Origin of the sequence: Catellatospora methionotrophica, assembly GCF_011297335.1 — a bacterium.
GTDB classification, from domain to species: Bacteria; Actinomycetota; Actinomycetes; order Mycobacteriales; family Micromonosporaceae; genus Catellatospora; species Catellatospora methionotrophica.
Map to the genome: position 1 here is coordinate 46,182 of NZ_JAAOTJ010000015.1, position 23,559 is coordinate 69,740.

The window sequence follows — 23,559 nt, forward strand, 5'->3', positions numbered from 1 at the left end:
GCGCGGTGGTGAGTCCAGTCACTGAGCAGGCAGTATGGGCGCTCCCGAATCAAAGGTGATGACGGAAAGGCCCCCAACCCCCGTGACTTACTTCAGACGTGGCAAGCACAGCGTCCCCGGCACCCTCGACAAGAGCCGCGACCGCCTCGCCCAGACCGGCGGAATGGTTCGCGGAGGCCTGGCCCGGCACTCCCGCCAGGCACTGGCCGTCACCGCACTCGCGGGTGTCAGCGCATTCGGCCTGATCAGCGGCGCTGCCAACGCCAGCGACAACGACCCGGCCCCGGTGGACGCCGCCAAGGCGATCACCAGTGTGTCGTCCTTCGACGCGCTCGCCGAGCGGCAGGCCGTCGCCGACGACGCGTCCCGCGCGCAGCGCTCCACCCCGGTGGAGACGACCACCACCAAGCCGGCCACCACCAAGCCGGTCACCACCCCGCCGAAGAAGCCCGTCGCCGCGCCGAAGCCGGCCAAGGCCGCGCCGAAGCCCCCCGCCGCCGCACCCCGCCCGGCGTGGCTGATCCCGATGAAGGGCGCCCAGGTGACGTCCTGCTTCGGTCAGCGCTGGGGCGTGCTGCACGCCGGCATCGACTTCGCCATGCCGAACGGCACCCCGATCCGCGCCGTCGGCGCCGGCACCGTGGTCAGCGCCGGATGGGCGTACAGCGGATACGGCATCTCGGTCGTGGTCGACCACCACAACGGCTACCTCACCCACTACGCGCACATGTCGCAGGACAAGGTGTCGGTCGGCGACGAGGTCAAGGCCGGCGACATCCTCGGCCTGGAAGGCTCCACCGGCGACTCGACCGGCCCGCACCTGCACTTCGAGGTGCACAAGGGCATGTGGAACCAGATCAACCCGGCCGGCTGGCTGGCCGACCGCGGGATCCAGACCTCCTGCTGAACCACCCATCCCCATACCCCCATCCCTCCCCCGACGAGTGGCCCGGATCAGCGCTGATCCGGGCCACTCGCCTGTCCGGGACACCCCACCGCCCGCCCCGCCGCCCCGCCCGCCCCGTCCGGCCCCACCGGCGCCATGATCGCCGTTTGAGGTCAGAACCTCGGGTCCCACCGCAGATTTCGACCGGAAACGGCGATCTTCGCGGGCGGCGCGGGCGCCGCGGACGGGGCGGAGCGGGCGGGGCGGGGCGGGGTGGACGGGCTGGGGATCGGCTGAGAATTCGCGAACTGGGACATATGCGGAATACGTGAGTTATACGATCACTCGTATTCACCTATCCCGTGCCGACGCGCCCGGCGAGCCGGCCGTGAAGGAGGTTCGCATGTCCCGGCGCCTGGCAGTCGCCATCACCACCGCACTCCTGGTCGCCGTCGGCGCGACCGCCTGCGAGAGCGGCAACTCCGGCGGCTCGGCGAGCGGCGGCAAGATCGCACTGCTGCTGCCCGAGTCGCAGACCACCCGGTACGAGCAGCACGACCGGCCGCTGTTCGAAGCCAAGGTCAAGGAGCTGTGCGCGGACTGCGAGATCATCTACAGCAACGCCCAGCAGGACCAGAGCCGCCAGCAGCAGCAGGCCGAGGCAGCGCTCAACAACGGCGCGCAGGTGCTGGTGCTCGACCCCGTCGACGGGGCCGCGGCGGCGACCATCGTGTCGCTGGCGAAGTCGAAGAACGTGCCGGTGATCTCGTACGACCGGCTCATCCAGAACGCGCCGGTCGACTACTACATCTCGTTCGACAACGAGCGCGTCGGCCAACTGCAGGGGGAGACCCTGGTCAACCGGCTCAAGGAGCTGGGCAAGACGTCCGGCGACATCGTGATGATCAACGGTTCGCCGACGGACAACAACGCGAAGCTGTTCAACAAGGGCGCGCACTCGGCGCTGGACACGTCCGGCTTCAAGACCGTGCCGACGCCCGACTACTTCACCCCGGAGTGGAAGCCCGAGAACGCCCAGAAGTTCATGGAGGGCCAGATCGCGCAGCTCGGCAAGGACGGGTTCGTCGGGGTGTACGCCGCCAACGACGGCACCGCCGGCGGCGCGATCTCGGCGATGCGGGCCGCGGGCATCACGCCCGTTCCGCCGACGACGGGGCAGGACGCCGAGCTCGCCGCGATCCAGCGCATCGTCGGCGGCGACCAGTACATGACCGTCTACAAGGCATTCAAGCCCGAGGCCGACCAGGCCGCCCAGCTGGCGGTCGCGCTGCTCAAGGGCGAGAAGCCGAGCACCGACCGGACCGTGAACAACGGCGCGGTCGACGTGCCGTCGTTCCTGCTCGAACCGCAGGCGGTCACCCAGCAGAACGTCAAGGACACGGTGGTCGCCGACAAGCTCTACACGGTAGAGCAGATCTGCACCTCGGCGTACGCCACCGCCTGCAAAGCCGCGGGCCTGACCTGATCCAAGCCTGACAACCGTTAAGAAGGGCACCTTCCTCTACACATGGCGCGGTGAAGGTGCCCTTCCTTTTTCCAGGGGGTGGGCGATGGGCGGGGCGAGGGAGCCGATCCTGTCGATGCGCGGGATCAGCAAGCGGTTCGGCGCGGTGCAGGCGCTGAGCGAGGTGGATCTCGACGTGTACGCGGGCGAGGTCGTCGCGCTCGTCGGGGACAACGGGGCGGGCAAGTCGACGCTGGTCAAGGCGATCTGCGGGGTGAGTCCGCCGGATACGGGAATCGTCACGTTCGCGGGGCGGCAGGTGCGGGTCGACTCGCCGCACGCGGCTCAGGAGCTGGGGATCGCCACCGTCTTCCAGGATCTGGCGCTGTGCGACAACCTGGACGTGGTCAACAACCTGTTCCTGGGCCGGGAGCTGCGGCGGGGCGCGTCGCTCGACGAGGTCGAGATGGAGCGGCGCAGCGGCAAGCTGCTGCGCGAGCTGGCCGCCCGGATCCCCAGCGTGCGGCTGCCGGTGGCGGCGCTGTCCGGCGGGCAGCGGCAGACCGTGGCGATCTCCCGTTCGCTGCTCGGCGATCCGAAGGTGGTGCTGCTCGACGAGCCCACCGCCGCGCTGGGCGTCGCGCAGACCGCGCAGGTGCTCAATCTCATCGAGCGGCTGCGCGACCGGGGTCTGGGCGTGGTGCTGATCAGCCACAACATGGTCGACGTACGGGCGGTCGCGGACCGGGTGGTGGTGCTGCGGCTCGGCCGCACCAACGGCGAGTTCCGCATCCACGAGGTCACCAACGAGCAGATCATCGCGGCGATCACCGGCGCGACCCAGAACGTGGTCTCCGAGCGGGTGGCCCGGCTGCGCGAGCAGTCCGCCGGCGACGACCCGCTGGCGGCCGGCTCGGCGGAGGGTGCCTGATGACCGATCCCGTGACCGGACCGGCGGTGCCCCCGCCGACCCCGGCGACCGAGCTGAGCAGCCCTAAGGAGGCGGTCGGCGGGTGGCTGCAGACGCTGCGCACCGGCGACATCGGCTCGCTGCCGATCATCATCGGGCTGATCCTGATCGTGATCGTGTTCCAGAGTCTCAACCCGACCTTCCTCAACGCGTTCAACCTGGTCAACCTGTGCCTGCAGATCGCCGCGCTGGGCATCATGGCCACCGGCATCACGCTCGTGCTGATGCTCGGCGAGATCGACCTGTCCATCGGCTCGGTGAGCGGCCTGGCCGCTGCCGTGCTGCTGGTCACCCACGTGAACCACGGGTACGCGCCGCTGCTGGCGGTGCTGGTCGCGGTGCTCGTCGGCACGCTGGTCGGCACGATCCAGGGCTCCATCTTCGCCAAGATCGGCGTGCCGTCGTTCATCGTGACGCTGGCGGGCCTGCTCATCTGGCAGGGCGTACAGCTGCGGGTGCTCGGCGAGCAGGGCACCATCAACCTGCCCCCGACCGGCACGCTGGTGCGCTGGGCGCAGTTCTCGTTCGTGCCGCAATGGCTGGCGATCACCCTGGCCGCCCTGGCGCCGCTGCTCTACCTGCTGCTCAGCCTGCTGACCCGGCGTCGGCGGGCCGCCGCGGAGCTGCCCGTGACGCCGCTGTGGCTGCCGATCGCGGTCGCCGTGATCCTGCTCGTGCTGCTCCAGCTCGTCGTCGCGAAGCTCCACCTCGACCGCGGTGTGCCGTGGACCTTCGTGTTCATGGTGCTGGTGGTGGTCTTCTTCGACTGGCTGCTGCGGCGCACCGCGTACGGCCGAAAGATCTTCGCGGTGGGCGGCAACATCGAGGCGGCCCGCCGCTCCGGCATCAACGTCGACGCCATCCGGATCTCGGTGTTCGCGCTGTGCAGCACGCTCGCCGCGGTCAGCGGGGTGGTGGCCGCGATGCGGCTCGGCTTCGCCAACCAGCAGTCCGGCAGCGGCGAAACGCTGATCAACGCGATCGCCGCGGCCGTCATCGGCGGCACGAGCCTGTTCGGCGGCCGTACCCGCCGCTACGCCCCGCTGCTGGGCGCGCTGGTCATCGGTGCGATCGCCAACGGCCTCGAACTGCTGAGCCTGTCCTCCGACGTACGCCTCATCGTCACCGGCACCGTCCTGCTGGCCGCCGTGGTCATCGACGCCCTGGTGCAGCGTTCCCGCACCTCACACGGGCGCTGACCCCGGTCAGCCCTGGACCGCGGGGTTCAGGTCGGGCGGGGTGTCGCGGCGGGGGTCGCTCTCGGACTCCGTCTGGGCGACGAGGTCGTCGGGGGCGGGGCGGGCCGGGAGTTCGCCGAACCTGACGTGGCGCAGGAACGCCGACTCCTCGTCGGTGAACTTCTCGCCCGAGTACCGCTCGTCGGTCATGCTGGCTCCCTGGTGGTGTCGAACAGGCAGACCGCCGCGGTGGCGTCGTCGCTGACCTTCTGGCGGGGCCAGCGGGCCCGGTCGGGGTCGTCGCGCTCGGCGGCGCGGGTCGCCGCGATGATGCCCGCCGGGCCCTCGCGGTAGCCGAGATCAAGGTAACCGCGCCAGTCCAGCAGACCGTAGTCGGTGACGAGCAGGGCCGCGCCGTCGGAGGCGAGGATCGCGCCGCGTACGCCGGAGACGGTGCCGGTCAGGGCGTGTGCGGCGGCTTCGGGTTCGGTGCGGGCGATCCAGTAGCCGCCGGTCGTGTTGCGCTGGGACTGCTGGTCGGCGATGAACCGGGTCAGGTCGTCGCGGGTGCCGCGCTCGGCCGCCGCGGCCAGGTCGGGCGTGGCCAGCGCCTTCCAGGAGTCGTCGAGGACGGCGACGGGGCCGTCCGGGGTGTCCAGCACCGCCGGGGAGTCGGCCAGCACCAGATACTCCGCGCCCTGCGCCGTCTGCCGCAGGATGGACACGGTCGAACCGGGCGAGCCCGGGTGCCGCAGGTCGCAGCGCGGGTGCTCGGTCGCCACCTCCTCGATGGCCAATGCCAGGCCGTCCACCAGGGACGCCGGTCCGTCCAGGCGGCGCAGCAGCCGCGCGCCGAGCCGGGCGACATACCAGGCGGTGCCGTGTACGCAGCCGGTCTGCGGGCTCTCGGTCAGCCCGTCGAGGACCACCGCGAGCCGGGGATGCGCCCCTGCCCAGTCAAGATTGACCCCGCTCGGCGTGGCTGCCTCTCCGGCGATGCTGACCCGCATGTCGCTCTCCGCTCCCGGCCGCCAGGTCGCCGCCGCGACTCCACCCTTCCATGATCGGCATACGGCGGCACACCGGGTGTCACCTCCGCCCCCACCCCCGGCGCAACTCTTAAGGAGTCGCGCCCTCGGGACCCTCCTGACGCCGCGACTCTTTAAGAGTTGCGGCGGGGGTGGGGTCGGGGGTGGGGTGGGGTGGGGTGGGTCAGCGGATGAAGCCGCGTTGGCGGGCCTCGGCGGTGGCGGCGGTGCGGTTGTCGACGCCGAGTTTGGCGAATACCTGGACCAGGTGGGACTTGACGGTGGCTTCGCTGATGAACAGTGCGCGGGCTATCGCGGAGTTGGAGTGGCCGCTCGCGACCAGCTGCAGCACCTGGGTTTCGCGGGGGGTCAGGCTGGTGCCCGGGGCGCGTTCGCGTGACACCAGGCGGGTGGCCACTGACGGGGCCAGCACCGTCTGGCCGGCCGCCGCCGAGCGCAGCGCCCGCAGCAGGTCGGCCGGTTCGGCATCCTTGAGCAGGTAGCCGATCGCGCCGGCCTCGATCGCCCGCAGGATGTCGGCGTCACTGTCGTACGTGGTCAGGATCAGCACGCGGGGCGGGTCGGGCAGCGCTCGCACCTGTGCGGTGGCCGCCGCGCCGTCGATGCCGGGGCCCAGCTGCAGGTCCATCAGCACCACGTCGGGGCGCAGCTCGCGGGCCAGGCGCACCGCGTCGTCGCCGCCGGCCGCCTCGCCGACCACCCGGAGCCCGGGATCGGCCTCCAGGGTCGCCCGTAGCCCGGTTCGCACGATGGGGTGGTCGTCCACCAGCAACACACTGATCACGACAGGGCCTGGCTCGTGACCGTCGACGATGCGCCGGGTACAGGGGCGGCCATGGTCGCGTCAACGGGCACGGCAGCGGCAGCGGAGATCGGTGACGTGTCGGCCGGGTCGCGCGGGGGCGGCAGGGGGACGGTGGCGCTGATCGCGGTGCCCTCGCCGGGGGTCGACTCCACCACGAGCACGCCGCCTACCTCGGCGAGGCGGCTGCTCATCGCGGACAGGCCGAGGCCGGTGCCGGAGGACGGCGACGCGGCCGGGTCGCGGGGGTCGAAGCCGACGCCGTCGTCGGCGACGTCGACGCGTACGGCCGCGGGCTGGAAGGCGAGGGTGACCACGACGGTGGCCGCGCGGGCGTGCGCGCGTACGTTGGCCAGCGCGGCCTGGGTGACCCGCAGCAGCGCGACCGCGACCGGGGTCGGCAGCGGGCCGTGCTCGCCGTCGGCGACGAAGCGGGCGTCGACGCCGAAGTGCCGGGCGTCGGCGACGGCCCGTTCCAGGGCCTCGGGCAGCGAGCGGCCGGTCAGCTCGGCCGGGGCGAGTGCCCGCACCAGCCGCCGGGTGTCCTCCAGCGCGCCCCGCGCCGCGTGTTCGGCTATCTCCAGCGGCGGGCCGGGATCGGCGGCGTCGCGGGCGGAGCGCAGCAGCAGGATGATGCTGGACAGGTTCTGCGCGACGGTGTCGTGGATCTCGCGGGCGAGCCGTTCACGCTCGGCGAGGATGCCTTCGCGGCGTTCGGTCGCGGCGAGCCGTTCCTGGGCCTGGGTCAGCTCCTTGACCAGCGCGGCACGGGCTTCGCTCTCGCGGCGCAGCCGCCGGTAGACCGCCGTGATCACGATCGCGACGGCGGCTCCGAGGACGGGCCCGAGGACGGTGCCGGAGTCCAGCCCGCCGCGGTGCGCGCCCGCGGCGGCGACCGCGATCGCGGTCAGCGCGGCCGTGCCGGGCAGTCCGGCGCGCGGGGGCAGCAGTTGCAGGCAGAGCAGGTACAGCGCGAACGCGAGCCAGACGAAGGACAGTGACAGCGCGAGCAGCGCGGTCCAGCCGACCGTCAGCACGATCAGCCACAGCAGGGCCATGCGGACTCCGGCGGCGCGGCGCGACAGCGCCATGCCCACGGCGTACCAGACGGCCACTGCGAGGGTCGTGAGCAGCACCGCCGCTCGGTCGACGCCGTCGGCCCATGCTTCACCGGCGCCGATCGCCAGCAGCGCGGCGAAGAGCACGTGCTCGGCGCGGCGCAGCAGCGTCAGCGCGTCCTGCCCGCGTCCCGCCCTGCTCATGGCGTCAGAGCGTAGCCGCAGTGCGGCGGGGTTCGCCGCGGCCGCCAGGGGCTGCGGCCGCGGAGGGCCGGGGCGCGGCGCATGGCCGCACCCCGGTTCACTTCAACAGGTCAGGCGATGACGCCGTCGACCTCACGCTGGGCAACCTCGCGCTTGGCAACCTCACGCTTGGCAACCTCCTTCTTTGCAACCTCCATGATCACACCTCCTCCTCGGATCTTGAAGGGCGCGGCACAGCACGCTCCGATGTCTGCATGGTCTGGCACCGGAGCGCACTAGTGACGCGTTAGGGACTGTAGCGATAGTTGCCTCAGCAGTGAAGTCCCTCAATATTGATCTTCTGAAAACTCGTTGTGAACTGTCCCAATAGGCGGCAATGAGTGTCGCGGTGCCGACACATCACGGGGTTCTTCCATTGAAAACAGTACCTAAATCACTCTTACGACAATCACTTCCTAAAGATCTCTGGGTATTGTGCGGCGTCGATCGGCTCCTTTAGCGTGGGCTGCGGACGGGTACGAAGCTGTGGAGGTCCGTTGCCGATCCTGTGCACCGACGACTACCGCGCCCTCGCCCGGCCACGGCTGCCCGCCGACGTCTGGGACTACATCGACGGCGGCAGCGGCGCGGAACTCACCCTCGACGCCAACCGCCGCCTGTTCGACCGCACCGAGCTGCGCCCCCGGGTGCTCGTCGACGTCTCGGTCTGCGACACGGCCGGCAAGCTGCTCGGCGCCCCGCTGGCCACACCGGTCGGCATCGCGCCGACGGCGTACCACCGGCTGGCCCATCCCGACGGCGAGGTCGCCACGGCACGCGGCGCGGGCCCGGCGGGCGCGCTGTTCGTGGTGAGCATCTTCGCCAGCCGCAGCCTGGAGGACATCGCCGCGGCGGCGACCGGCCCCCTGTGGCTGCAGCTGTACTGGCTGCGCCGCCGCGCCGCACTCGCCGAACTGGCCCGCCGCGCCCGCGACGCCGGCTACCGCGCGCTGGTGCTCACCGTCGACGCGCCGCGCATCGGCCAGCGACTGCGCGACGCCCGCAACGGCTTCGCGGTCGACCCCGGGGTGCGCGCGGTGAACCTCGACGACGCGATCATGGCAAGCTCGCACGAGCACCGCGAAGGCGCGTCCGCCATCGCCACGCACGCGGCGCAGGCCTTCGACCAGACCGTGACCTGGGCCGACCTGGCCTGGCTGCGCGGGCTCACCGACCTGCCGCTGGTGCTCAAGGGCGTGCTGACCGCCGAGGACGCCGACCGCGCGCTCGAACACGGCGTCGACGCGATCATCGTGTCCAACCACGGCGGACGGCAGCTCGACGGCGCGGTGCCCGCGCTGCGCGCGCTGCCCGAGGTGGTCGCGGCGGTAGCGGGCCGCTGCCCGGTGCTGCTCGACGGGGGCGTACGCCACGGCCGCGACGTCTTCGTCGCCCTGGCCCTGGGCGCGAGCGCGGTGCTCGTCGGCCGCCCGGCACTGTGGGCGCTGGCGGCCGACGGCGCGGACGGCGTAAACGGCCTGCTGACCATGCTCACCGGCGAGCTGGAACACACGATGGCGCTGGCCGGGCGACCGCGGCTGGGCGATCTCGGCCGCGACGCGGTGCTGCTGCCCGACCGGCGCGACGGCTGAACGGAGCACGTGGTCATGGTGAAGCGCGAGGAGCACGCGGCGCGGCCGCGCCCTGTCGGCAACCCGGTGCAGCTGGTCAAGGAGGCCATGCACGCCTCGGTGAGCGACCCCGTCGCCGCCTCGATGAACTTCCTCAACGAGGTCGCCGGGCGCTTCCCGGACGCGATCTCGCTGGCCGCCGGGCGGCCGTACGAGGGCTTCTACGACATCGCCGACATCACCCGCTACCTCGACGTGTACGTCGCGTACCTCGGTGACCAGGGCAGCACTCCGGAGCAGATCCGCCGCGCCCTGATGCAGTACGGCCGCACCAACGGCCAGATCCACGGGCTCATCGCACGCATGCTCGCCGTCGACGAGGACATCCACGTGCCGGCCGAGGCGATCTCGGTCACCGCGGGCTGCCAGGAAGCCATGATCATGGCGCTGCGCGGGCTCTGCGCGGGCCCCGACGACGTCCTGCTGGCGGCCGAACCCTGCTACGTCGGCATCACCGGCGCGGCCAGAGTGCTGAACATCGACGTCGTGCCGGTGCCCGAAGGCCCGGACGGCCTCGACCCGGCTCGCGTCGCCGAGGTCGCCCGCGCGGTGCGCGCCCAGGGCCGCCACCCCCGCGCGCTGTACCTGGTGCCCGACTTCTCCAACCCGTCCGGCCGCTGCCTGGACCTGCCCGCGCGGCACGCGCTGCTCGACGTCGCCGCCGCCGAGGACCTGCTGATCCTGGAGGACGACCCGTACGGCCTGTTCGGCCTCGACGACCGCCCCCGGCCCCGGCTCAAGTCCCTCGACCGCGACCAGCGCGTCATCTACCTGGGCTCGTTCGCCAAGTCCTGCTTCCCCGGCGCGCGCATCGGCTTCCTGGTCGCCGACCAGACCGTCGTCGACGCCACCGGCAACCGCACCCTGCTGGCCGAGGAACTGTCCGCGATCAAGAGCATGGTCACGGTCAACACCTCGCCCATCGCCCAGGCCGTCGTCGGCGGACTGCTGGTCGAGTCCGGCTGCAGCCTCAAGGCGGCCAACGTGGACAAGATCGCGTTCTACCGGCAGAACATGCTGCGCCTGCTCGACGCCCTCGACCGGCACCTGCCCGCCCCCTGGCGCGACGCGGTCGGCATCTCCTGGAACGTGCCCGCGGGCGGCTTCTTCGCCGTCGTCGACGTGCCCATCCCTGCCGACGAGAAGCTGCTGGAGGTCTCCGCCTCCCGCCACGGCGTCCTGTGGACCCCCATGAGCTTCTTCTACACCGACGGCGGCACCCGTTCCCTCCGCCTGTCCTGCAGCGGCCTCGACCCCGACACCCTCGAAGAGGGCGTACGCCGCCTCGCCGCCCTCCTCCGCGACTCCATCGCCTGACCCCTCCCCTACGCCCCGACCCCACCCACGGGCTCGGGTCCCGAACCATGCCCCGCCCCTCGCCCCTCGCCCTTCACCTACCACCGGCACCACACGCTGTGGGCGCGGCACCGTGCGCAGGCGGCGCGGCACCGTGCGTAGAGGGCGCGGCACCGTGCGTTGCTGCGATTTCGGGGAAAGTGCGCCTTCGAGCCGTCCGATACCTGCAGTTCTCCGAAACTGCAGGCTGTTTGCCGTGGCGCAGGTCGCACCGACCGGGTTTCGCTCCTTGACAAGTTTTGTTGTCGGTGTGAGAGTAGGGGCATGTTCGAGGTCGGGGTGATCGAGGATCCGGCGGTGGCCGAGGTGTCGCTCGATCCGGTGCGGGCGCGGTTGCTGGCCGCGCTGGCGGAGCCGGGGTCGGCGACGACGCTGGCGGCGCAGGCCGGGCTGACCCGGCAGAAGGTCAACCACCATCTGCGGACGCTGGAGAGCCACGGGCTCATCGAGCTGGTCGAGGAGCGGCGCAAGGGCAACTGCACGGAACGGGTGCTGCGGGCCACCGCCGCGTCCTACGTGATCTCGCCCGCGGCGTTCGCGGCGGTCGCGCCCGACCCCGACCGCTCCCCCGACCAGCAGTCGGCGCGCTGGCTGCTGGCGCTGGCGTCGCGGCTGGTGCGGGAGATCGGCGAGCTGATCACCGGGGCGCGCGCGGCCCGCCGTCCGCTGGCGACGTTCGCGGTCGACACCGAGATCCGGTTCGCGTCGGCGGGTGACCGGGCCGCGTTCGCCGCCGAACTGACCGAGACGCTGGCCGCCCTGGTCGGCCGTTATCACGACGGGAGCGCCACCGGCGGCCGCAAGCACCGGCTGGTCGTCGGCCTGCACCCGAGCCTGCTGCCGCCTCGCGCGGACGGCACGCAGCTGACTGAGCAAGACACCGAGAAGGAGTAGCACCATGGGCAAGAATTTCGAGATCGTGCGCGAGGGCGAGCTGCGGACCACCCCGGAGGAGTACTGGGACGCCGTCACCACCGGCAACGGCGGCTGGTTGTGGCCGATGGAGTTCGAGCCGCGCGTCGGCGGGGCGGCCGCGTTCGGCGGCACCATCACCGCCTGGGATCCGCCGCACCGTCTCGCCTCCCGGATGGACGGCGATAACGGCTGGTTCAACCAGGTCGAGCACACCGTCGAGGGCCGGGACGGCGGCACGACCTGGTTCCGGTACGTGCACAGCGGTGTGTTCACCGACGACTGGGACAACCAGTACGACGGCGCCGGTCAGCACACCGACTTCTACCTGCACACCCTCGGGCAGTACCTGGCCCACTTCAGCCGCCGCCCGGTCGTCTACACCTCGGCCGACGCCCCTGCGGCGTCCAACTCCCCCGACGGCTTCACCACCCTGCGCGCCGCGCTCGGCCTGACGGCGCAGACCAGCCAGGGCGACACGGTCCGGGTCGCGCTGCCCGGCGGGCAGACCGAGGCGGTCGTCGACTACCTGCACCCGAACTTCGTCGGCCTGCGCACCGACGACACCATGTACCGCTTCTTCGGCCGCAACGCCTTCGGCGCCCCGGTCGGCGTGGCCGTCCACCACTTCGACGAGGCCGCCGACGCCGCCGCCGAGCAGAAGTCCCTGGAGGACTGGCTCCAACACCTCTACGCCTGAATCCTCCTGTCCCACACGCTGTTTTCAATAGACGCCGGCCTATTACATCGAAAATGATCTGCGAAAACTCGATGTGATAGGCCAGCGTCTATTCAAGGTGCGGGCTGGTGGGCCGCAGCGGGCGGAGTCAGGGCGTGAACCAGGTGCGGAGCTGGCCGGCGGCCTGGGTGAGGGCGCGGCGGCCCGCGTCGAGGTCGCCGGACATGCAGAAGAAGCCGTGGACCATGCCGTCGTATCGCGTCAGCGTCACCGGCACGCCCTCCCGCCCGAGGCGGCGGGCGTACTCCTCGGCCTGGTCGCGTAGCGGGTCGTACTCGGCGGTGACGACCAGGGCCGGGGGCAGCCCCGCGAGGGTGTCCGCGCGCAGCGGGGAGGCCAGCGGGTTGAGGCCGTCCTCGGGGGTGGCCAGGTAGTTGGCCCAGTACCAGGCGACCGAGGTGGCGTTGAACAGGTACGGGTCGGTGCCCTCGCGCAGCGAGGCGGTGTGCGAGCGGTGGTCGGTGTTCGGGTACACCAGCAGCTGCCCGGCCAGCGGCAGGTCGCCGTCCTCGCGGGCGAGCAGGGTCACCGCGGCGGCGAGGTTGCCGCCCGCGCTGTCGCCGCCGACGGCGATCCGGGCCGGGTCCGCGCCGATCGCGGCGGCGTTCGCGGCGACCCAGCGGACCGCGGCGTGGCAGTCGTACACCGCGGCAGGGAACTTGTGCTCGGGGGCGAGCCGGTAACCGGCCGAGACGACCAGGCAGCCCGCGGCGTTGGCGAGGTGCCGGCATACGGCGTCGGAGGTGTCGATGGTGCCCAGGGTCCAGCCGCCGCCGAAGAAGTAGACGAGCACCGGCAGTTCGCCGCCGAGCACCGGGCGGTAGATCCGGATCGGCAGCGGCCCGTCCGGGCCGTCGATCTCGCGGTCGACGACCTCGGCGACCGGCTCCGGGTCGCCGCCTGACGCCTGGATCGAGGCGAGGTCGGCGGCGCGCGCCTCGTCCACCGACAGCGTGTACAGCTGCGGGGCGTCACTGGCTTCGCGACGCGCACGCATCGCCTGGACCTGCGGGTGCAGTGGCATCGGGCTCTCCTGATCGTGCTGGGACGGCCGTGGGCGGCCGGACGGGTCGACGCCGTCGCGGTCCGGCGTCAGTCGCGCAAGGCCGAGTCGCCGTGCGCGGCCGGGTCGCCGTGCGGAGCCGGGTCGCCGTGTGCGGCGGCCGCGGCGTGGACGAAGTCGGCGTTGCGGGGGTCGGTGTACAGCTCCCGCAGCGTCGGGGCGAGCGGCAGCACCTCGATGTGCTGCCGGAACCAGTCGGCCAGCTCGGTGAGCCGCCGCTGGGCGGTCGCGGCGTCGGCGGTGTGCACGGTGACCTCGCCCATCCGGGCGAAGGTGTTGGCCGCGCCGCCCTGCACCCGCATGCCCTTGGGCACGAACATCCGGGCGTGCACCACGTCGGGCTGCGCCAGCACCTGCTCGGCGGTCGGGTAGCCGAGCACGATCCCGGGCCGCAGCGGCAGGAAGGTGGAGGCGACCACGCCCTCGCGGACCCGCACGTCCGGCTCGCCGACCGACTCCAGCAGGGCGCGCACCCCGTCGCCGGCCAGGTCGACGCCGTACTTGTAGCGGATCTGGTCACTGATCGGGCCGCCCGCGCGGCGGGCCGCGCACTCGCTGAACACCAGGCGGCCCGTGTCGGGCTGGTGGAACAGCTCCATGTGGAACACGCCGTCGGCCAGGCCCAGCACCCGCAGCGCCTCGGTGACCAGCGGCGCGGCGAGGTCGTAGGACTCCTTGTCGGCGACCGGGTCCAGGCAGTACGTCTGCACCGGGGCCTTGTCCAGCACCGCGCTCAGACACGGCTGGGCGTAGCGGCCCAGACTCAGGAAACGCAGCTCTCCCCCGGACAGGAAGCCGTCGGCGAACCACTCCTCGCCGGTGACGAACTCCTCGATGACGAAGGTGCGCGCGGCGGTGTTGTTCGCCCGGCACTGGGCGCTGATCCGGGCCAGGTCGGCGTCGCCGTCGACCACGTACGTCGACTGGGTCGCCATTCCGGCTACCGGCTTGACCACGGCTTTCGGGTACGGCAGCCGGAAACCGGCGGGCAGCTCGCGGATGTCCTCGACGACCGTGCACGCGGTCACCGGCAGCCCGGCCGCGCGCAGCGCCTGCTTCTGCAGGGACTTGTCGCGGAACAGTGCCACGGTGCGCGGCGGGATGCCGCGTGCGCCGAGCATCGCGGCCAGCGCGGCGGCGGTCATCAGTGCCGGGTCGTCGTAGGCGTAGACGGCGTCGAACGAGCCGGGGCCGAACCCGGCGCGCAGCAGACCGTTGACGGCCGCGTCGATGCTCTTGTGATCGTCGACGAACACGGTGCGCACCCCGCCGGGCAGCGGCAGCCAGCCGTCCTTCGTGGTCGCGCCGAGCAGCACGGTCACCTCGACATCGGGACCGGCCGCGGCGAGGGCGGGCAGATCCGCGCCGACCATGAGCAACCGCATCGACCGACCGCCTCTCCATGCGGGGCTGACCGCCCGTTGATCGAAGGTCACCGTATCGACGGCGACGATGGGTGTCCAGAGCCTCCCCACTCGATACCTACGGATACTTCAATGTCGCCCTTTCTTGCTGGTACAAAGAAGTCGCCCGGCTTGAGAAGGAGTTCCGTTGTCCATCGCGACACCGCCGTCGCCCTGGCGCAGCAGGGCCGCCATCCCCGGACTGATCGCCGCGGAGGCGATCTCCGTCATCGGCGGCCGGATGTCCTTTCTGGCCATCCCCTGGCTGGTGCTGGTCACCACCGGCAGCCCGGTCAAGGTCGGCGTCGTGGCGGGCGCGGAGACGCTGGCGTACGTGCTGAGCGGGGTGCTCGCCGCGCCGCTGCAGGACCGGTTCGGCTCCCGGGCGACCTCGCTGGTGTCCGACGCGGGCAGTGCCGTGGTGATGGGCCTGATCGCGGTGACCGGGCAGTTCGGCTTCGGCGTGCTGATCGTGCTGTCGAGCCTCGCCGGGGTGCTCCGGGCGCAGGCCGACCGGTCCAAGAACAACCTGCTCAAGCCGTTGATGGACGCCGCGGGCACGGACTTCAGCCGGGTGTCGGCGGCCCGCGAGGGCGTGCTGCGCACCTCGGGCCTGATCGGGGCCTCGGTCGGCGGCGTGGCCATCGCCGCGTTCGGCGCGATCGGGGCGATCTGGGTCGACGCGGCGAGCTTCCTGGTCGGCGCGGCGCTGGTGGCCTTCTTCGTGCCGGACTCGGCAGTCACAGAGGGCCAGCCGCCGAAACCGGCCCCGGCTGAGCCGTACCTGATCGCGCTGCAGGGGGGCTTCACGTACTTCACGCGGGAGCCGCTGTTGCGGGCGGTGACCGGGATGCTGTTCTTCACGAACCTGTTCAACCAGGCCAGTTCCGTGGTGTTCGTGCCGATGTGGGTGCTGACGGTGCTGGACTCGCCGGTCGCGCTCGGGTCGGTGTCGGCGGCGTACGCCATCGGGATGATTGTGGGCAGTGTCGTGTTCGCGACGCTGGCGCCGTACCTGCCGCGCTACAGCGCGCTGGTCTTCGGGTATTTCGTGGGCGGCGCGCCCCGGTTCCTGGTCTTCGCGCTCACCGACAACCTGACCGTGATCGTCATCGTGACGTTCCTCAGCGGCATGGTGATGTGCTCGGTGAACCCGACCATCGGCGCGGTCATCTACCAGCGGGTACCCGGCCCGATGCTGGCCCGCGCGGGCGGCATCATCATGGCCGTGGCGATGGCCGGCATCCCGCTCGGCGGCGTGCTGGCCGGGGTGGTCGTGGAGCGGCTGGGCTTCGTCAACGGGGTGCTGCTGGCCTCGCTGCTGTACTTCGCGGTCACCCTCACCCCGGTCATCCGGCACCGGGTCTGGCGCGAACTCAACGACGCCGGGGCCCGCGGGCCGACCGCGGACCCGGCGGCGGCGCTGCCCCGGGGGTACGGGCTGGCCGCGACCGCGCTCGGCCCCCGGGTCACGCTGCGCTACGCCGACGGCCAGTGGACGTTGCAGGCCAGCTCAGGGCTGCGCAGGCTGGCCCCGCGGCGGGCGCTGCGCGCCAAGACGGCGGCTCACGCGCTGGCCCAGCTCGAATCCCCGGCGGTACACGAGGCGGTGGGCGAGCTGGCCCGGCGCGAGCACGACGGGGCCGGGCACGAGGCGGCCCGGCTGCGCGCGGAACTGGCCCGGATGGAATCGACGATGAGTCAGATAAGTGTCGGATTGCGGGGCTCTCATCTGCCATGAAAAGCCCGACTTTTGCCTGGTCCATTCACGTATCGACAGACTTAGAGTCAGCATTGCAAGTGCATCGATCTGCTTGCTAGTCTCCGGATTCACCGGGTCCGTCGGGGGCGCACAGACCCAGGTTCCAGCACACTTGCGACACCTGGCGGAGCAATCATGAGCAACACGGGTTGGGCGACCGGCGCACCCCTGACGACGACCCCCGACTGGGTGGACGAACTCCTGCTCGCCGGAGACGACCGGGACGTCTGCCTCCACTTCGGATCCCCCGTGGACCGGGCCGCCCTGCGTCACGCCGTCGCCGACCGTGAGAACACCCTGCGGCGGCTGGGCCTGGCCCGTGGTGGCGCGATCGCGCTGCGGCTGCCGCCGTCGCTGGCGTACGCGGCGAACCTGCTGGCCGCGTGGCGGATCGGCGCGCAGGTCGCGCTGCTGGACCACCGGCTGACGGCGTTCGAGACCGACCGCGCCCTGGACCGGCTCCAGCCGCAGGTCGTGGTGAGCTTCACCGGCACGCTGCCGGGCGGGCTGCGCGCCTTCTACGACGTCACCGACGTCGCGCAGGCCCGCGACGGCCACCCCGCCGCGACCGGCCACGCCGTGATCCAGCTCAGCTCCGGCTCCACCGGCCCCTCCAAGGTCATCGCCCGGACCGCCGAGCAGTTGGTCGCCGAGATCGACCGGTACACCCGCATGGACGGGGTGCCGTTGCCCGGCGAGCGGGTGGTGCTGCTGGCCTCCGTGGTACACGTGCTGGGGCTGGTCGGCGGGCTGCTGTACTGCCTGCACGCGGGCGTCGAGCTGGTGCTGCCGGAGCGGCTGACCGTCGACGCGATCCTGCGCGCGGTGGCCGCCGGGGACGCGCCGACCACGCTGCTGGGCGTGCCGTTCCACACCGAGCTGCTGGCCTCCAACCCCAACCCGCCGAAGCTGCCGCAGCTCAAGCGCATGACCACCGGCGGTGAACTGGTACGCGCCGAGGTCGCGCAGCGCTTCACCGACCGCTACGGCATCGTGCTCGGCAACATGTACGGCATGACCGAGGTCGGCGTCATCGCCACCGACCTGTTCGGCGAGCACCGGCCCTCGCTGATGCCCGCCCCCGGCATCACCGTCCGGGAGTCCGGCGGCGAGCTGCTGATCGCCACGCCGGAGAGCCCGTACGTCGGTCTGTCCGACCCGACCCGCTGGGTCGACGGCTGGCTGCACACCAAGGACGCGGGCCGGGTCGACCCGGCGACCGGCCTGATGACGGTGCTCGGGCGGCTGGACTCGCAGGTGTCGGTCGGCGGCCTCAAGGTGGACCTGACCGAGGTGGAGCACACGCTGGCGGCCCTGCCCGGCGTCGAGAGCGCGGTGGTCGTCTACGACGGCGGCATCGAGGCGTACGCCGTGGTGCCCGACGCGGCAGCCGCCGCGACGCTGGAAGGCGAGCTCGCCGTGCGGCTGGCCCCGTACAAGCGGCCGCGCGTGCTGCACATCGTCGAGCAGCTGCCCCGGACCGCGACGGGCAAGCTCGTGCGCGACCACGCGGTGCTGCGTACGGCGGACGCGAAGCCGGCCACCTAACCGAGCCGCGCCGCCACCCCGACTGCCATCCCGATCCGGGCCCGTTGGGCCGTTCCACCATGGAAGGAAGTCAACATGAGCACCGACGTACGCCAGTTCATCATCGACGCGATCGCGGAGATGAACTACCCGATCGACGACGTCGACGCCGACACGCCGCTGGGCTCCGCCGGTGTGGACCTGGAGTCGCTGGCCGTCGCCGAGCTCGCGGTGCGGGTTGAGGACACCTACGGCGTGAAGTTCAGCGACGAGGAGGCCGAGCAGATGGCCGCCATGACGGTGGGCGAGTTCGCCGCCGCGATCCGCGAGCGCGGCAACCTGGCGAGCGCGTGATGGACGCCCCTGTTGCGGCCGCCGGATCCCTCGGCGTGCCGCGCCAGCGTGCGGGCGAACCGGCGTCGCCGGGTCGCGAAGAGGTCGTCGCGATGCTGGCCAGCTACGGCGAGCGCAGCCCGGAGCAGGTGCGCGAGCGCATCGACTCGCTGGAGCTGGCGTGGCTGGTGCACCAGGTCGAGCAGCGCCACGGGCGGATGCTCGACCTCGACGACGACGTGCTCGTGCGGATGACCACGGTGACCGGCGCGGTCGAGGTGCTGGCCGAGGTGCTGGCGGAGCCTGCCGGTGACTGAACCGCGCCCCGCCGGTGACCGCGCGCAGGTCGTGGTCACCGGGTTGTCGGCGGTCAGCGCGTACGGCCGGGGCGCGTCCGCGCTGGCGGCCGGTCTGCGGGCGGGACGGCCGGCGTTCGCGCCGGTCACCCGCTTCGACGTGAGCGCCCGGCGGGTAGGTGTCGGCGCGCTGCTGCCCGGCTCACCGGTGCTGCTCGACGAGCTGCTGTCGACAGTCGACGAGGCCGCGCACCAGGCCGGGCTTTCCGCTCCGGTCCGGGCGTCGACGCCGCTGCTGCTGGCCGTGCACGGCGAGCCGGACGGAGCCCGCGGGCTGCCCGACCGGCCGGGGCGCACCGGCGCGTTCACGCTGTCGGTCGCCGAGAAGGCGGGGCTGTCGGACGGCGCACGCACGTACACCAGTGCCTGCGTCGCGGCCAGCACCGCGGTCGCCGACGCCGCCGCCACGGTGGCCGCCGGTGGCGCCGAACGGGTCATGGTGGCGGCCGGATACCTGGTCGAGCCGGACCAGTTCGCGCTGTTCGACGCGGGCCGGGCGCTGGCCGCCGACGGCGCGGTGCGCCCGTTCAGCGCGGGCCGCAAGGGCCTGCTGCTCGGGGACGGGGTGGCCGCGGTGGTGGTGGAGTCGGCCCGCGCCGCGCAGGCACGAGGCGCGACGCCGCTGGCGCGCCTGCACGGTTGGGGCCGCGCCGGGGACGGTTACCACGTCGTCCAGCCGCGACCCGACGGCGCGGGCCTGGCCAGGGCGATCGACGCCGCGCTCGGCCGCGCCGGGCTGACCCCGGAGCAGATCGGCTACGTCAACGCGCACGGGTCCGGCTCCGCGCAGAGCGATGTCGCCGAGGCGGCCGCGCTGCGCCGTGCCCTCGGTGAGCACGCGTCGGCGGTGCCGATCAGCTCGACCAAGTCGCTGCACGGCCAGGCCCTGGAAGCCTCTCCCCTGCTGGAGCTGGTCGCCACGGTGCTGTCCCTGCGCGAGGGCTTCCTCCCGGTCAACGCGGGCTACCTCGCCCCCGACCCCGACTGCCCCCTACACGTACTCACCGCAACGACCGCCGCCCGCCCCGCGTACGCCCTCAGCCTCAACGCCGCCTTCGGCGGCGCGAACACCGCCCTCCTGGTCGGCGCCCCATGACCCGCCCCCTCCTGCCGCAACTCTTAAAGACTCGCGGCCACCGGGTGCCCTCGAAGGCGCGCCTCTTCAAGAGTTGCGCCACGGCGGGGACGGGGGGTGGGTCGTGATGGGGCTGGTGGAGGTCGCGCGGGGAGCGTGGCCGGAGGCAGAGGGCGACGTGCAGTTGCCGGTGCTGGCGGGGTTCGTGATGTCGTCGTTCAGTCCGCTGGTGGCGGAGGCGGCCCGGCGGTGTCTGGGACGGGCGCATGGGGAGCCACCGGTCGCAGCGGGGCGCGGGGCGCGGACTGCGGTGATCATCTCGTCGGCGACGGGGGACGCGGTCACGGCGGCCGAGGTGGCGCGGGCGGTCGACGCTGGGCGGCGGCTGGGGCCGCTGCTGTTCTTCCAGGCCGTGCCGAACGCGGTGGCCGGGTACGTGGCGGCGCGGTGGGAGCTGGGCGGACCGGTCGTGTCGCTGAGCCCGGCCGGCGGGGCCGACCCCGTCGCGGAGTCCCTGGCCGAAGGGCTGGCGATGGCGTCGCTGCTGATCCGCGACGGCGACGCCGACGAGGCCCTGATCGTGGTGGCTGAGCAGGCCCTGACCGACGGCGAGCACGACCGGGCGCTGGCCGTGCTCGTACGCAACAGCGAAGTGAACTGACCGAAGGAGTGCAGCGATGCGAACCAACCTGCGGGCGATCCTCGCCGCCGACGCCGACCTCGGCGCCGGCAATGTCATCACCCGGCTGCTGGCGCACGGGGCCGACCCGGCCGGTCCGGGGCTGACCTTCGACGTGGACGTCGACGGCCACCCCGCGTGGGAGCCGCTGACCCTGGGCCAGCTCGACGAGCGGGTCGCGGCGCGCGCCGCGTGGCTGCACGAGCGCGGCATCGGCTGGCGCGACCCGGTCGCGGTGTACGCCAGCACGTCGGCCGACGTGGTCCTGTCGTTCCTCGCGCTCAACCGGCTCGGGGCGATTCCCGCGCTGCTCAACGGCAACCTCAGCGGCGAGATCGCGGCCGAGTACATCCGGCGGCTGCGGGCCGAGGCGGTGCTGACCGACGCGAAGCACGCCGCGCTGCTGGAGGGCCGCGACTTCGGCTCGCGCCTGCTCGGCGACATCACCGAGATGGGCTCGGCGGACCCGGCCGACGCTCCCCCGCCGTACCGGCACCACCCGGACGATCCGATCTCGATCACGCACTCCTCCGGCACCACCGGCCTGCCCAAGGCGATCGTGCACTCGCACACCACGCTGTTCGCGGCCACCCGCCGGATCCGGCTGTCAGGGCCGCGCGCGCAGGGCACCGAGCGGGTCGTCTGCGCGCTGCCGTCGGCGCACACCGCGGGCATCCTGTCCATCAACCAGGCCCTGTGCAACCGCGCCGAGCTGGTCTTCCTGTCCTCGCAGCGGGGCGACTACGTGCTCGACGCGATCGAGCGGTTCAAACCGACCGGTGTCTTCGGCTTCGCGGTGACCTGGGCCGACATGGCCCGCCATGATTTGGGCACGCGCGACCTGGACTCGGTGGCGATCTGGTTCAACACCGGCGACTGCGCGCACGAGGCGCACATCCGGCCGCTGGTCGCCGTCGGCAGCCACAACACCGTCACCCGCGAGGGCGTGACCCGCGTCAAGGGCTCGATGTTCATCGACGGCATCGGCTCGACCGAGATGGGCCACTCCGCGTTCCACATCACCCACCGGGTCGACACCGAGCGCTACGACCGCTGCATCGGCCGCCCGCACGTGTTCGCCGACGTGGCGGTGCTCGACGACGCCGGGGAGCCGGTCGGCGCGGGCGTGGTCGGCCACCTGGGGCTGAAGTCGCCGACGGTGAAGCTGATGTACTGGAACGACTCGGTCACCGAGTTCCGCACCCGGCAGTCGGGCTACTACCTGACCGGTGACCTCGTGTACCACGACGAGGACGGCTACTACTACCACGTGGACCGGGCGGTGGACTCGGTCGTGCTGGACGGCGGGCAGTGGCTGCACACGTCGCTGACCGAGGAGAAGATCCTGGCGAGCTGCCCCGACGTGCTCGACTGCACGGTCGTCGCGGTGCGCGAGGGCGGCGGGGTCGTCACCGACGTGCTGCTGGTGCTCAAGGCCGGGGCCGACGTCGCGGCGGACCGCCGGGACGCGGTCGTGGCGGCGCTGGGCGAGCACGCCGCGCCGACGCTGCGCGACGTCAACGCGGTACATGACGACGACATCCCCACCGGGGCCACCGGCAAGGTGCGCAAGCTGGTGCTGCGCGAGCGCGCGCTGTCCGGTGCTGCGCGATGACCGCCAACCGTCCTGACATCGTCGTCACGGGTATCGGCCTGGTCACCCCGGTCGGCAACGACCTCGACGACATCTTCGACGCCCTGTGCGGCGCGCGGTCCGGGATCGTGACCACCCCCGAGGGGCACCCCGCGCAGGGGTCCCTGGAGGTGATGGGCAAGGGCCCGGACATCGAGGCGGCCAGCGTGCTGCCCGGCCCGGAGGCGCGCACGCTGGACCGGTACATCGTGCACGCGCTGGTCGCCGCCGAGCGGGCGATGGCCGACGCCGACCTGGTGGTGGGCCGCGACGTGGACCCGTATCGGGCGGCCACGGTGGTGTCCGGCACGGGTGGGCTGGCCACGCTGGAGGCGCAGGTGATCACGCGTACCCAGAAGGGCCGGCTCGGGGTGAGCCCGTACCTGCTGCCGGGGATGCTGCCGAACATGGCGACCGCGCGTATCGCCATCAAGTACGACCTGCGCGGCTACAGCTCCTCCATCGGCACGGCGTGCGCGGCGGGCGCGCAGTCGATCGCCGAGGGCATCCGCATCCTGCGCTACGGCGAGGCGGATGTGGTGCTGGTCGGCTGCGGTGAGGCACCGCTGTTCCCGACCCTGGCCGACACCTTCGGCAACACTCGCGCGTTGGCCAAGGGCTGGGCCGACAACCCGTCGGCGGCCAGCCGCCCGTTCGATCTGCGCCGCAACGGGCTGGTGCTGGCCGAGGGCGCGGGCGTGCTGGTGCTGGAGCGGGCCGCGGACGCGGACGCGCGGGGCCGCCCGGCGTACGCGACGCTGCACGGCTGGGGCGCGACCACCGACGCCCACCACCCGACCACGCCCCGGCCGGACGGCTCGGGTCAGGCCGAGTGCATGCGCCGGGCGCTGGCCGACGCGGGGCTGTCCCCCGCCGACATCGGCTACCTCAACGCCCACGCCACCAGCACGAAGCTGGGCGACGTGGCGGAGTCGCTGGCGGTCAACACGGTGTTCGCCGCTGCCATGCCGCCGGTCAGCTCGAACAAGGGCGTCACCGGGCACATGCTCGGCGCGTCGGGGGTGATCGAGGCCGCGGCGACGATCATGGCGCTCGGGCGCGGGCTGCTGCCGCCGACGGTCAACCTCGAGGACCCGGATCCCGCGTGCGATCTAGACCATATTCGTGGCAAGGCTCGGCAAAGTCCCATCGATTTTGCACTGTCCAATTCCTTCGGATTCGGCGGACATAATGTGAGCCTTGTCCTGGGTCGACCCACCACGTCACTCAGCCGTTTTGCTGAGTGAGGAGTCACCGAATCGTTTGCAAGAGACAACATACTGTCGCAATTAAATATTTGCGTAGCTAGGTATTGAGGGACATCAGCGACACCCGCTAGCGTGACAGTCAGACGGCCCTCGCCGGAGCGCTCAGCTCCGGCGGGTCGGCCGTGAACGACGGACGTCACAGGGGCACGACGGCCAATCGGAGCGTGGTGA

General features: G+C 72.1%; 22 protein-coding genes. 16 read left to right on the forward strand and 6 right to left on the reverse strand.

What is annotated here, in order from left to right; genetic code table 11:
- Positions 1 to 82 precede the first annotated feature (82 nt).
- From HAV40_RS27265 to HAV40_RS27280, 4 genes are all read left to right on the forward strand, one after another.
- The gene (locus HAV40_RS27265; RefSeq protein ID WP_239086739.1) at positions 83 to 907 is read left to right on the forward strand and encodes a M23 family metallopeptidase; all 825 of its coding nucleotides are present in this window, start codon (positions 83 to 85) and stop codon (positions 905 to 907) included.
- Between the two features lie 382 nt (positions 908 to 1,289).
- Positions 1,290 to 2,372 (forward strand): sugar ABC transporter substrate-binding protein, encoded by a 1,083-nt coding sequence (locus HAV40_RS27270; RefSeq protein WP_166386162.1) that lies wholly within the window; start codon positions 1,290 to 1,292, stop codon positions 2,370 to 2,372.
- A gap of 85 nt (positions 2,373 to 2,457) precedes the next feature.
- Positions 2,458 to 3,282 (forward strand): ATP-binding cassette domain-containing protein, encoded by an 825-nt coding sequence (locus HAV40_RS27275; protein WP_166386164.1) that lies wholly within the window; start codon positions 2,458 to 2,460, stop codon positions 3,280 to 3,282.
- On the forward strand, positions 3,282 to 4,520 hold the full coding sequence (locus HAV40_RS27280) for a sugar ABC transporter permease (protein ID WP_166386166.1): 1,239 nt from the start codon (positions 3,282 to 3,284) through the stop codon (positions 4,518 to 4,520). Before HAV40_RS27275 ends, HAV40_RS27280 begins: the two co-directional genes overlap by 1 nt.
- Before the next feature lie 6 nt (positions 4,521 to 4,526).
- Here HAV40_RS27280 and HAV40_RS27285 read toward each other — a convergent pair whose 3' ends face one another.
- From HAV40_RS27285 to HAV40_RS27300, 4 genes are all read right to left on the reverse strand, one after another.
- The gene (locus HAV40_RS27285; RefSeq protein ID WP_166386168.1) at positions 4,527 to 4,709 is read right to left on the reverse strand and encodes a hypothetical protein; all 183 of its coding nucleotides are present in this window, start codon (positions 4,707 to 4,709) and stop codon (positions 4,527 to 4,529) included.
- Positions 4,706 to 5,509: a hypothetical protein gene (locus tag HAV40_RS27290; protein WP_166386170.1), complete on the reverse strand. Its 804-nt coding sequence runs from the start codon at positions 5,507 to 5,509 to the stop codon at positions 4,706 to 4,708. The genes HAV40_RS27285 and HAV40_RS27290 overlap by 4 nt, the downstream gene beginning before the upstream one ends.
- A 202-nt stretch (positions 5,510 to 5,711) precedes the next feature.
- Complete coding sequence (locus HAV40_RS27295) at positions 5,712 to 6,332, reverse strand: response regulator (RefSeq protein ID WP_166386172.1); 621 nt, start codon at positions 6,330 to 6,332, stop codon at positions 5,712 to 5,714.
- Entirely contained in the window at positions 6,329 to 7,612 is a 1,284-nt protein-coding gene (locus HAV40_RS27300; protein ID WP_166386174.1) for a sensor histidine kinase, read from the reverse strand. Before HAV40_RS27300 ends, HAV40_RS27295 begins: the two co-directional genes overlap by 4 nt.
- 542 nt (positions 7,613 to 8,154) lie before the next feature.
- Between HAV40_RS27300 and HAV40_RS27305 the strand changes: the two genes are divergently transcribed.
- The 4 genes from HAV40_RS27305 (at position 8,155) to HAV40_RS27320 (ending at position 12,250) form a co-directional block, all read left to right on the forward strand.
- Positions 8,155 to 9,243 carry an alpha-hydroxy acid oxidase gene (locus HAV40_RS27305; RefSeq protein WP_166386418.1) on the forward strand — a complete coding sequence of 363 codons (1,089 nt, stop codon included), beginning with the start codon at positions 8,155 to 8,157 and terminating at the stop codon, positions 9,241 to 9,243.
- 15 nt (positions 9,244 to 9,258) lie between these two features.
- The gene (locus HAV40_RS27310) at positions 9,259 to 10,599 is read left to right on the forward strand and encodes an aminotransferase-like domain-containing protein (protein WP_239086731.1); all 1,341 of its coding nucleotides are present in this window, start codon (positions 9,259 to 9,261) and stop codon (positions 10,597 to 10,599) included.
- 303 nt (positions 10,600 to 10,902) lie between these two features.
- The gene (locus tag HAV40_RS27315) at positions 10,903 to 11,532 is read left to right on the forward strand and encodes a winged helix-turn-helix domain-containing protein (RefSeq protein WP_166386176.1); all 630 of its coding nucleotides are present in this window, start codon (positions 10,903 to 10,905) and stop codon (positions 11,530 to 11,532) included.
- Between the two features lie 4 nt (positions 11,533 to 11,536).
- A complete protein-coding gene (locus tag HAV40_RS27320) occupies positions 11,537 to 12,250 on the forward strand; it encodes an SRPBCC family protein (protein ID WP_166386178.1) in 714 nt (237 codons plus the stop codon).
- 127 nt (positions 12,251 to 12,377) lie between these two features.
- Here the strand turns inward: HAV40_RS27320 and HAV40_RS27325 are convergent, their stop codons facing one another.
- Together HAV40_RS27325 and HAV40_RS27330 are read right to left on the reverse strand one after the other, a co-directional pair.
- A complete protein-coding gene (locus tag HAV40_RS27325) occupies positions 12,378 to 13,313 on the reverse strand; it encodes an alpha/beta hydrolase (RefSeq protein ID WP_166386180.1) in 936 nt (311 codons plus the stop codon).
- Positions 13,314 to 13,381: 68 nt separating this feature from the next.
- Entirely contained in the window at positions 13,382 to 14,737 is a 1,356-nt protein-coding gene (locus HAV40_RS27330) for an ATP-grasp domain-containing protein (protein WP_166386182.1), read from the reverse strand.
- Positions 14,738 to 14,903: 166 nt separating this feature from the next.
- On the opposite strand from HAV40_RS27330, the gene HAV40_RS27335 reads away from it, so the two are divergent.
- From HAV40_RS27335 to HAV40_RS27370, 8 genes are all read left to right on the forward strand, one after another.
- Complete coding sequence (locus HAV40_RS27335) at positions 14,904 to 16,496, forward strand: MFS transporter (RefSeq protein WP_166386184.1); 1,593 nt, start codon at positions 14,904 to 14,906, stop codon at positions 16,494 to 16,496.
- A 156-nt stretch (positions 16,497 to 16,652) separates the two neighbouring features.
- Positions 16,653 to 18,065, forward strand: coding sequence for a class I adenylate-forming enzyme family protein (locus tag HAV40_RS27340; protein WP_166386186.1), 1,413 nt, complete (start codon positions 16,653 to 16,655; stop codon positions 18,063 to 18,065).
- Between the two features lie 75 nt (positions 18,066 to 18,140).
- Positions 18,141 to 18,398 (forward strand): acyl carrier protein, encoded by a 258-nt coding sequence (locus tag HAV40_RS27345; RefSeq protein WP_166386188.1) that lies wholly within the window; start codon positions 18,141 to 18,143, stop codon positions 18,396 to 18,398.
- A complete protein-coding gene (locus HAV40_RS27350) occupies positions 18,398 to 18,694 on the forward strand; it encodes an SANT/Myb-like DNA-binding domain-containing protein (protein ID WP_409364993.1) in 297 nt (98 codons plus the stop codon). The genes HAV40_RS27345 and HAV40_RS27350 overlap by 1 nt, the downstream gene beginning before the upstream one ends.
- On the forward strand, positions 18,687 to 19,829 hold the full coding sequence (locus tag HAV40_RS27355; protein WP_166386190.1) for a beta-ketoacyl synthase N-terminal-like domain-containing protein: 1,143 nt from the start codon (positions 18,687 to 18,689) through the stop codon (positions 19,827 to 19,829). The genes HAV40_RS27350 and HAV40_RS27355 overlap by 8 nt, the downstream gene beginning before the upstream one ends.
- A 106-nt stretch (positions 19,830 to 19,935) precedes the next feature.
- Entirely contained in the window at positions 19,936 to 20,469 is a 534-nt protein-coding gene (locus HAV40_RS27360; protein ID WP_166386192.1) for a beta-ketoacyl synthase chain length factor, read from the forward strand.
- A 16-nt stretch (positions 20,470 to 20,485) separates the two neighbouring features.
- Positions 20,486 to 22,102, forward strand: a complete 1,617-nt coding sequence (locus HAV40_RS27365; RefSeq protein ID WP_166386194.1) for a class I adenylate-forming enzyme family protein — start codon at positions 20,486 to 20,488, stop codon at positions 22,100 to 22,102.
- Entirely contained in the window at positions 22,099 to 23,367 is a 1,269-nt protein-coding gene (locus HAV40_RS27370; RefSeq protein WP_166386196.1) for a beta-ketoacyl-[acyl-carrier-protein] synthase family protein, read from the forward strand. The genes HAV40_RS27365 and HAV40_RS27370 overlap by 4 nt, the downstream gene beginning before the upstream one ends.
- The last annotated feature ends 192 nt before the right edge of the window (positions 23,368 to 23,559 follow it).

Coding starts and splice junctions, on each gene's coding strand:
- HAV40_RS27340 (WP_166386186.1), top strand. CDS start 16,653: ATGAGCAACACGGGTTGGGCGACCGGCGCACCCCTGACGACGACCCCC.
- HAV40_RS27315 (WP_166386176.1), top strand. CDS start 10,903: ATGTTCGAGGTCGGGGTGATCGAGGATCCGGCGGTGGCCGAGGTGTCG.
- HAV40_RS27320 (WP_166386178.1), top strand. CDS start 11,537: ATGGGCAAGAATTTCGAGATCGTGCGCGAGGGCGAGCTGCGGACCACC.
- HAV40_RS27360 (WP_166386192.1), top strand. CDS start 19,936: ATGGGGCTGGTGGAGGTCGCGCGGGGAGCGTGGCCGGAGGCAGAGGGC.
- HAV40_RS27275 (WP_166386164.1), top strand. CDS start 2,458: ATGGGCGGGGCGAGGGAGCCGATCCTGTCGATGCGCGGGATCAGCAAG.
- HAV40_RS27280 (WP_166386166.1), top strand. CDS start 3,282: ATGACCGATCCCGTGACCGGACCGGCGGTGCCCCCGCCGACCCCGGCG.
- HAV40_RS27370 (WP_166386196.1), top strand. CDS start 22,099: ATGACCGCCAACCGTCCTGACATCGTCGTCACGGGTATCGGCCTGGTC.
- HAV40_RS27330 (WP_166386182.1), bottom strand. CDS start 14,737: ATGCGGTTGCTCATGGTCGGCGCGGATCTGCCCGCCCTCGCCGCGGCC.
- HAV40_RS27285 (WP_166386168.1), bottom strand. CDS start 4,709: ATGACCGACGAGCGGTACTCGGGCGAGAAGTTCACCGACGAGGAGTCG.
- HAV40_RS27345 (WP_166386188.1), top strand. CDS start 18,141: ATGAGCACCGACGTACGCCAGTTCATCATCGACGCGATCGCGGAGATG.
- HAV40_RS27290 (WP_166386170.1), bottom strand. CDS start 5,509: ATGCGGGTCAGCATCGCCGGAGAGGCAGCCACGCCGAGCGGGGTCAAT.
- HAV40_RS27300 (WP_166386174.1), bottom strand. CDS start 7,612: ATGAGCAGGGCGGGACGCGGGCAGGACGCGCTGACGCTGCTGCGCCGC.
- HAV40_RS27270 (WP_166386162.1), top strand. CDS start 1,290: ATGTCCCGGCGCCTGGCAGTCGCCATCACCACCGCACTCCTGGTCGCC.
- HAV40_RS27365 (WP_166386194.1), top strand. CDS start 20,486: ATGCGAACCAACCTGCGGGCGATCCTCGCCGCCGACGCCGACCTCGGC.
- HAV40_RS27350 (WP_409364993.1), top strand. CDS start 18,398: ATGGACGCCCCTGTTGCGGCCGCCGGATCCCTCGGCGTGCCGCGCCAG.
- HAV40_RS27310 (WP_239086731.1), top strand. CDS start 9,259: ATGGTGAAGCGCGAGGAGCACGCGGCGCGGCCGCGCCCTGTCGGCAAC.
- HAV40_RS27325 (WP_166386180.1), bottom strand. CDS start 13,313: ATGCCACTGCACCCGCAGGTCCAGGCGATGCGTGCGCGTCGCGAAGCC.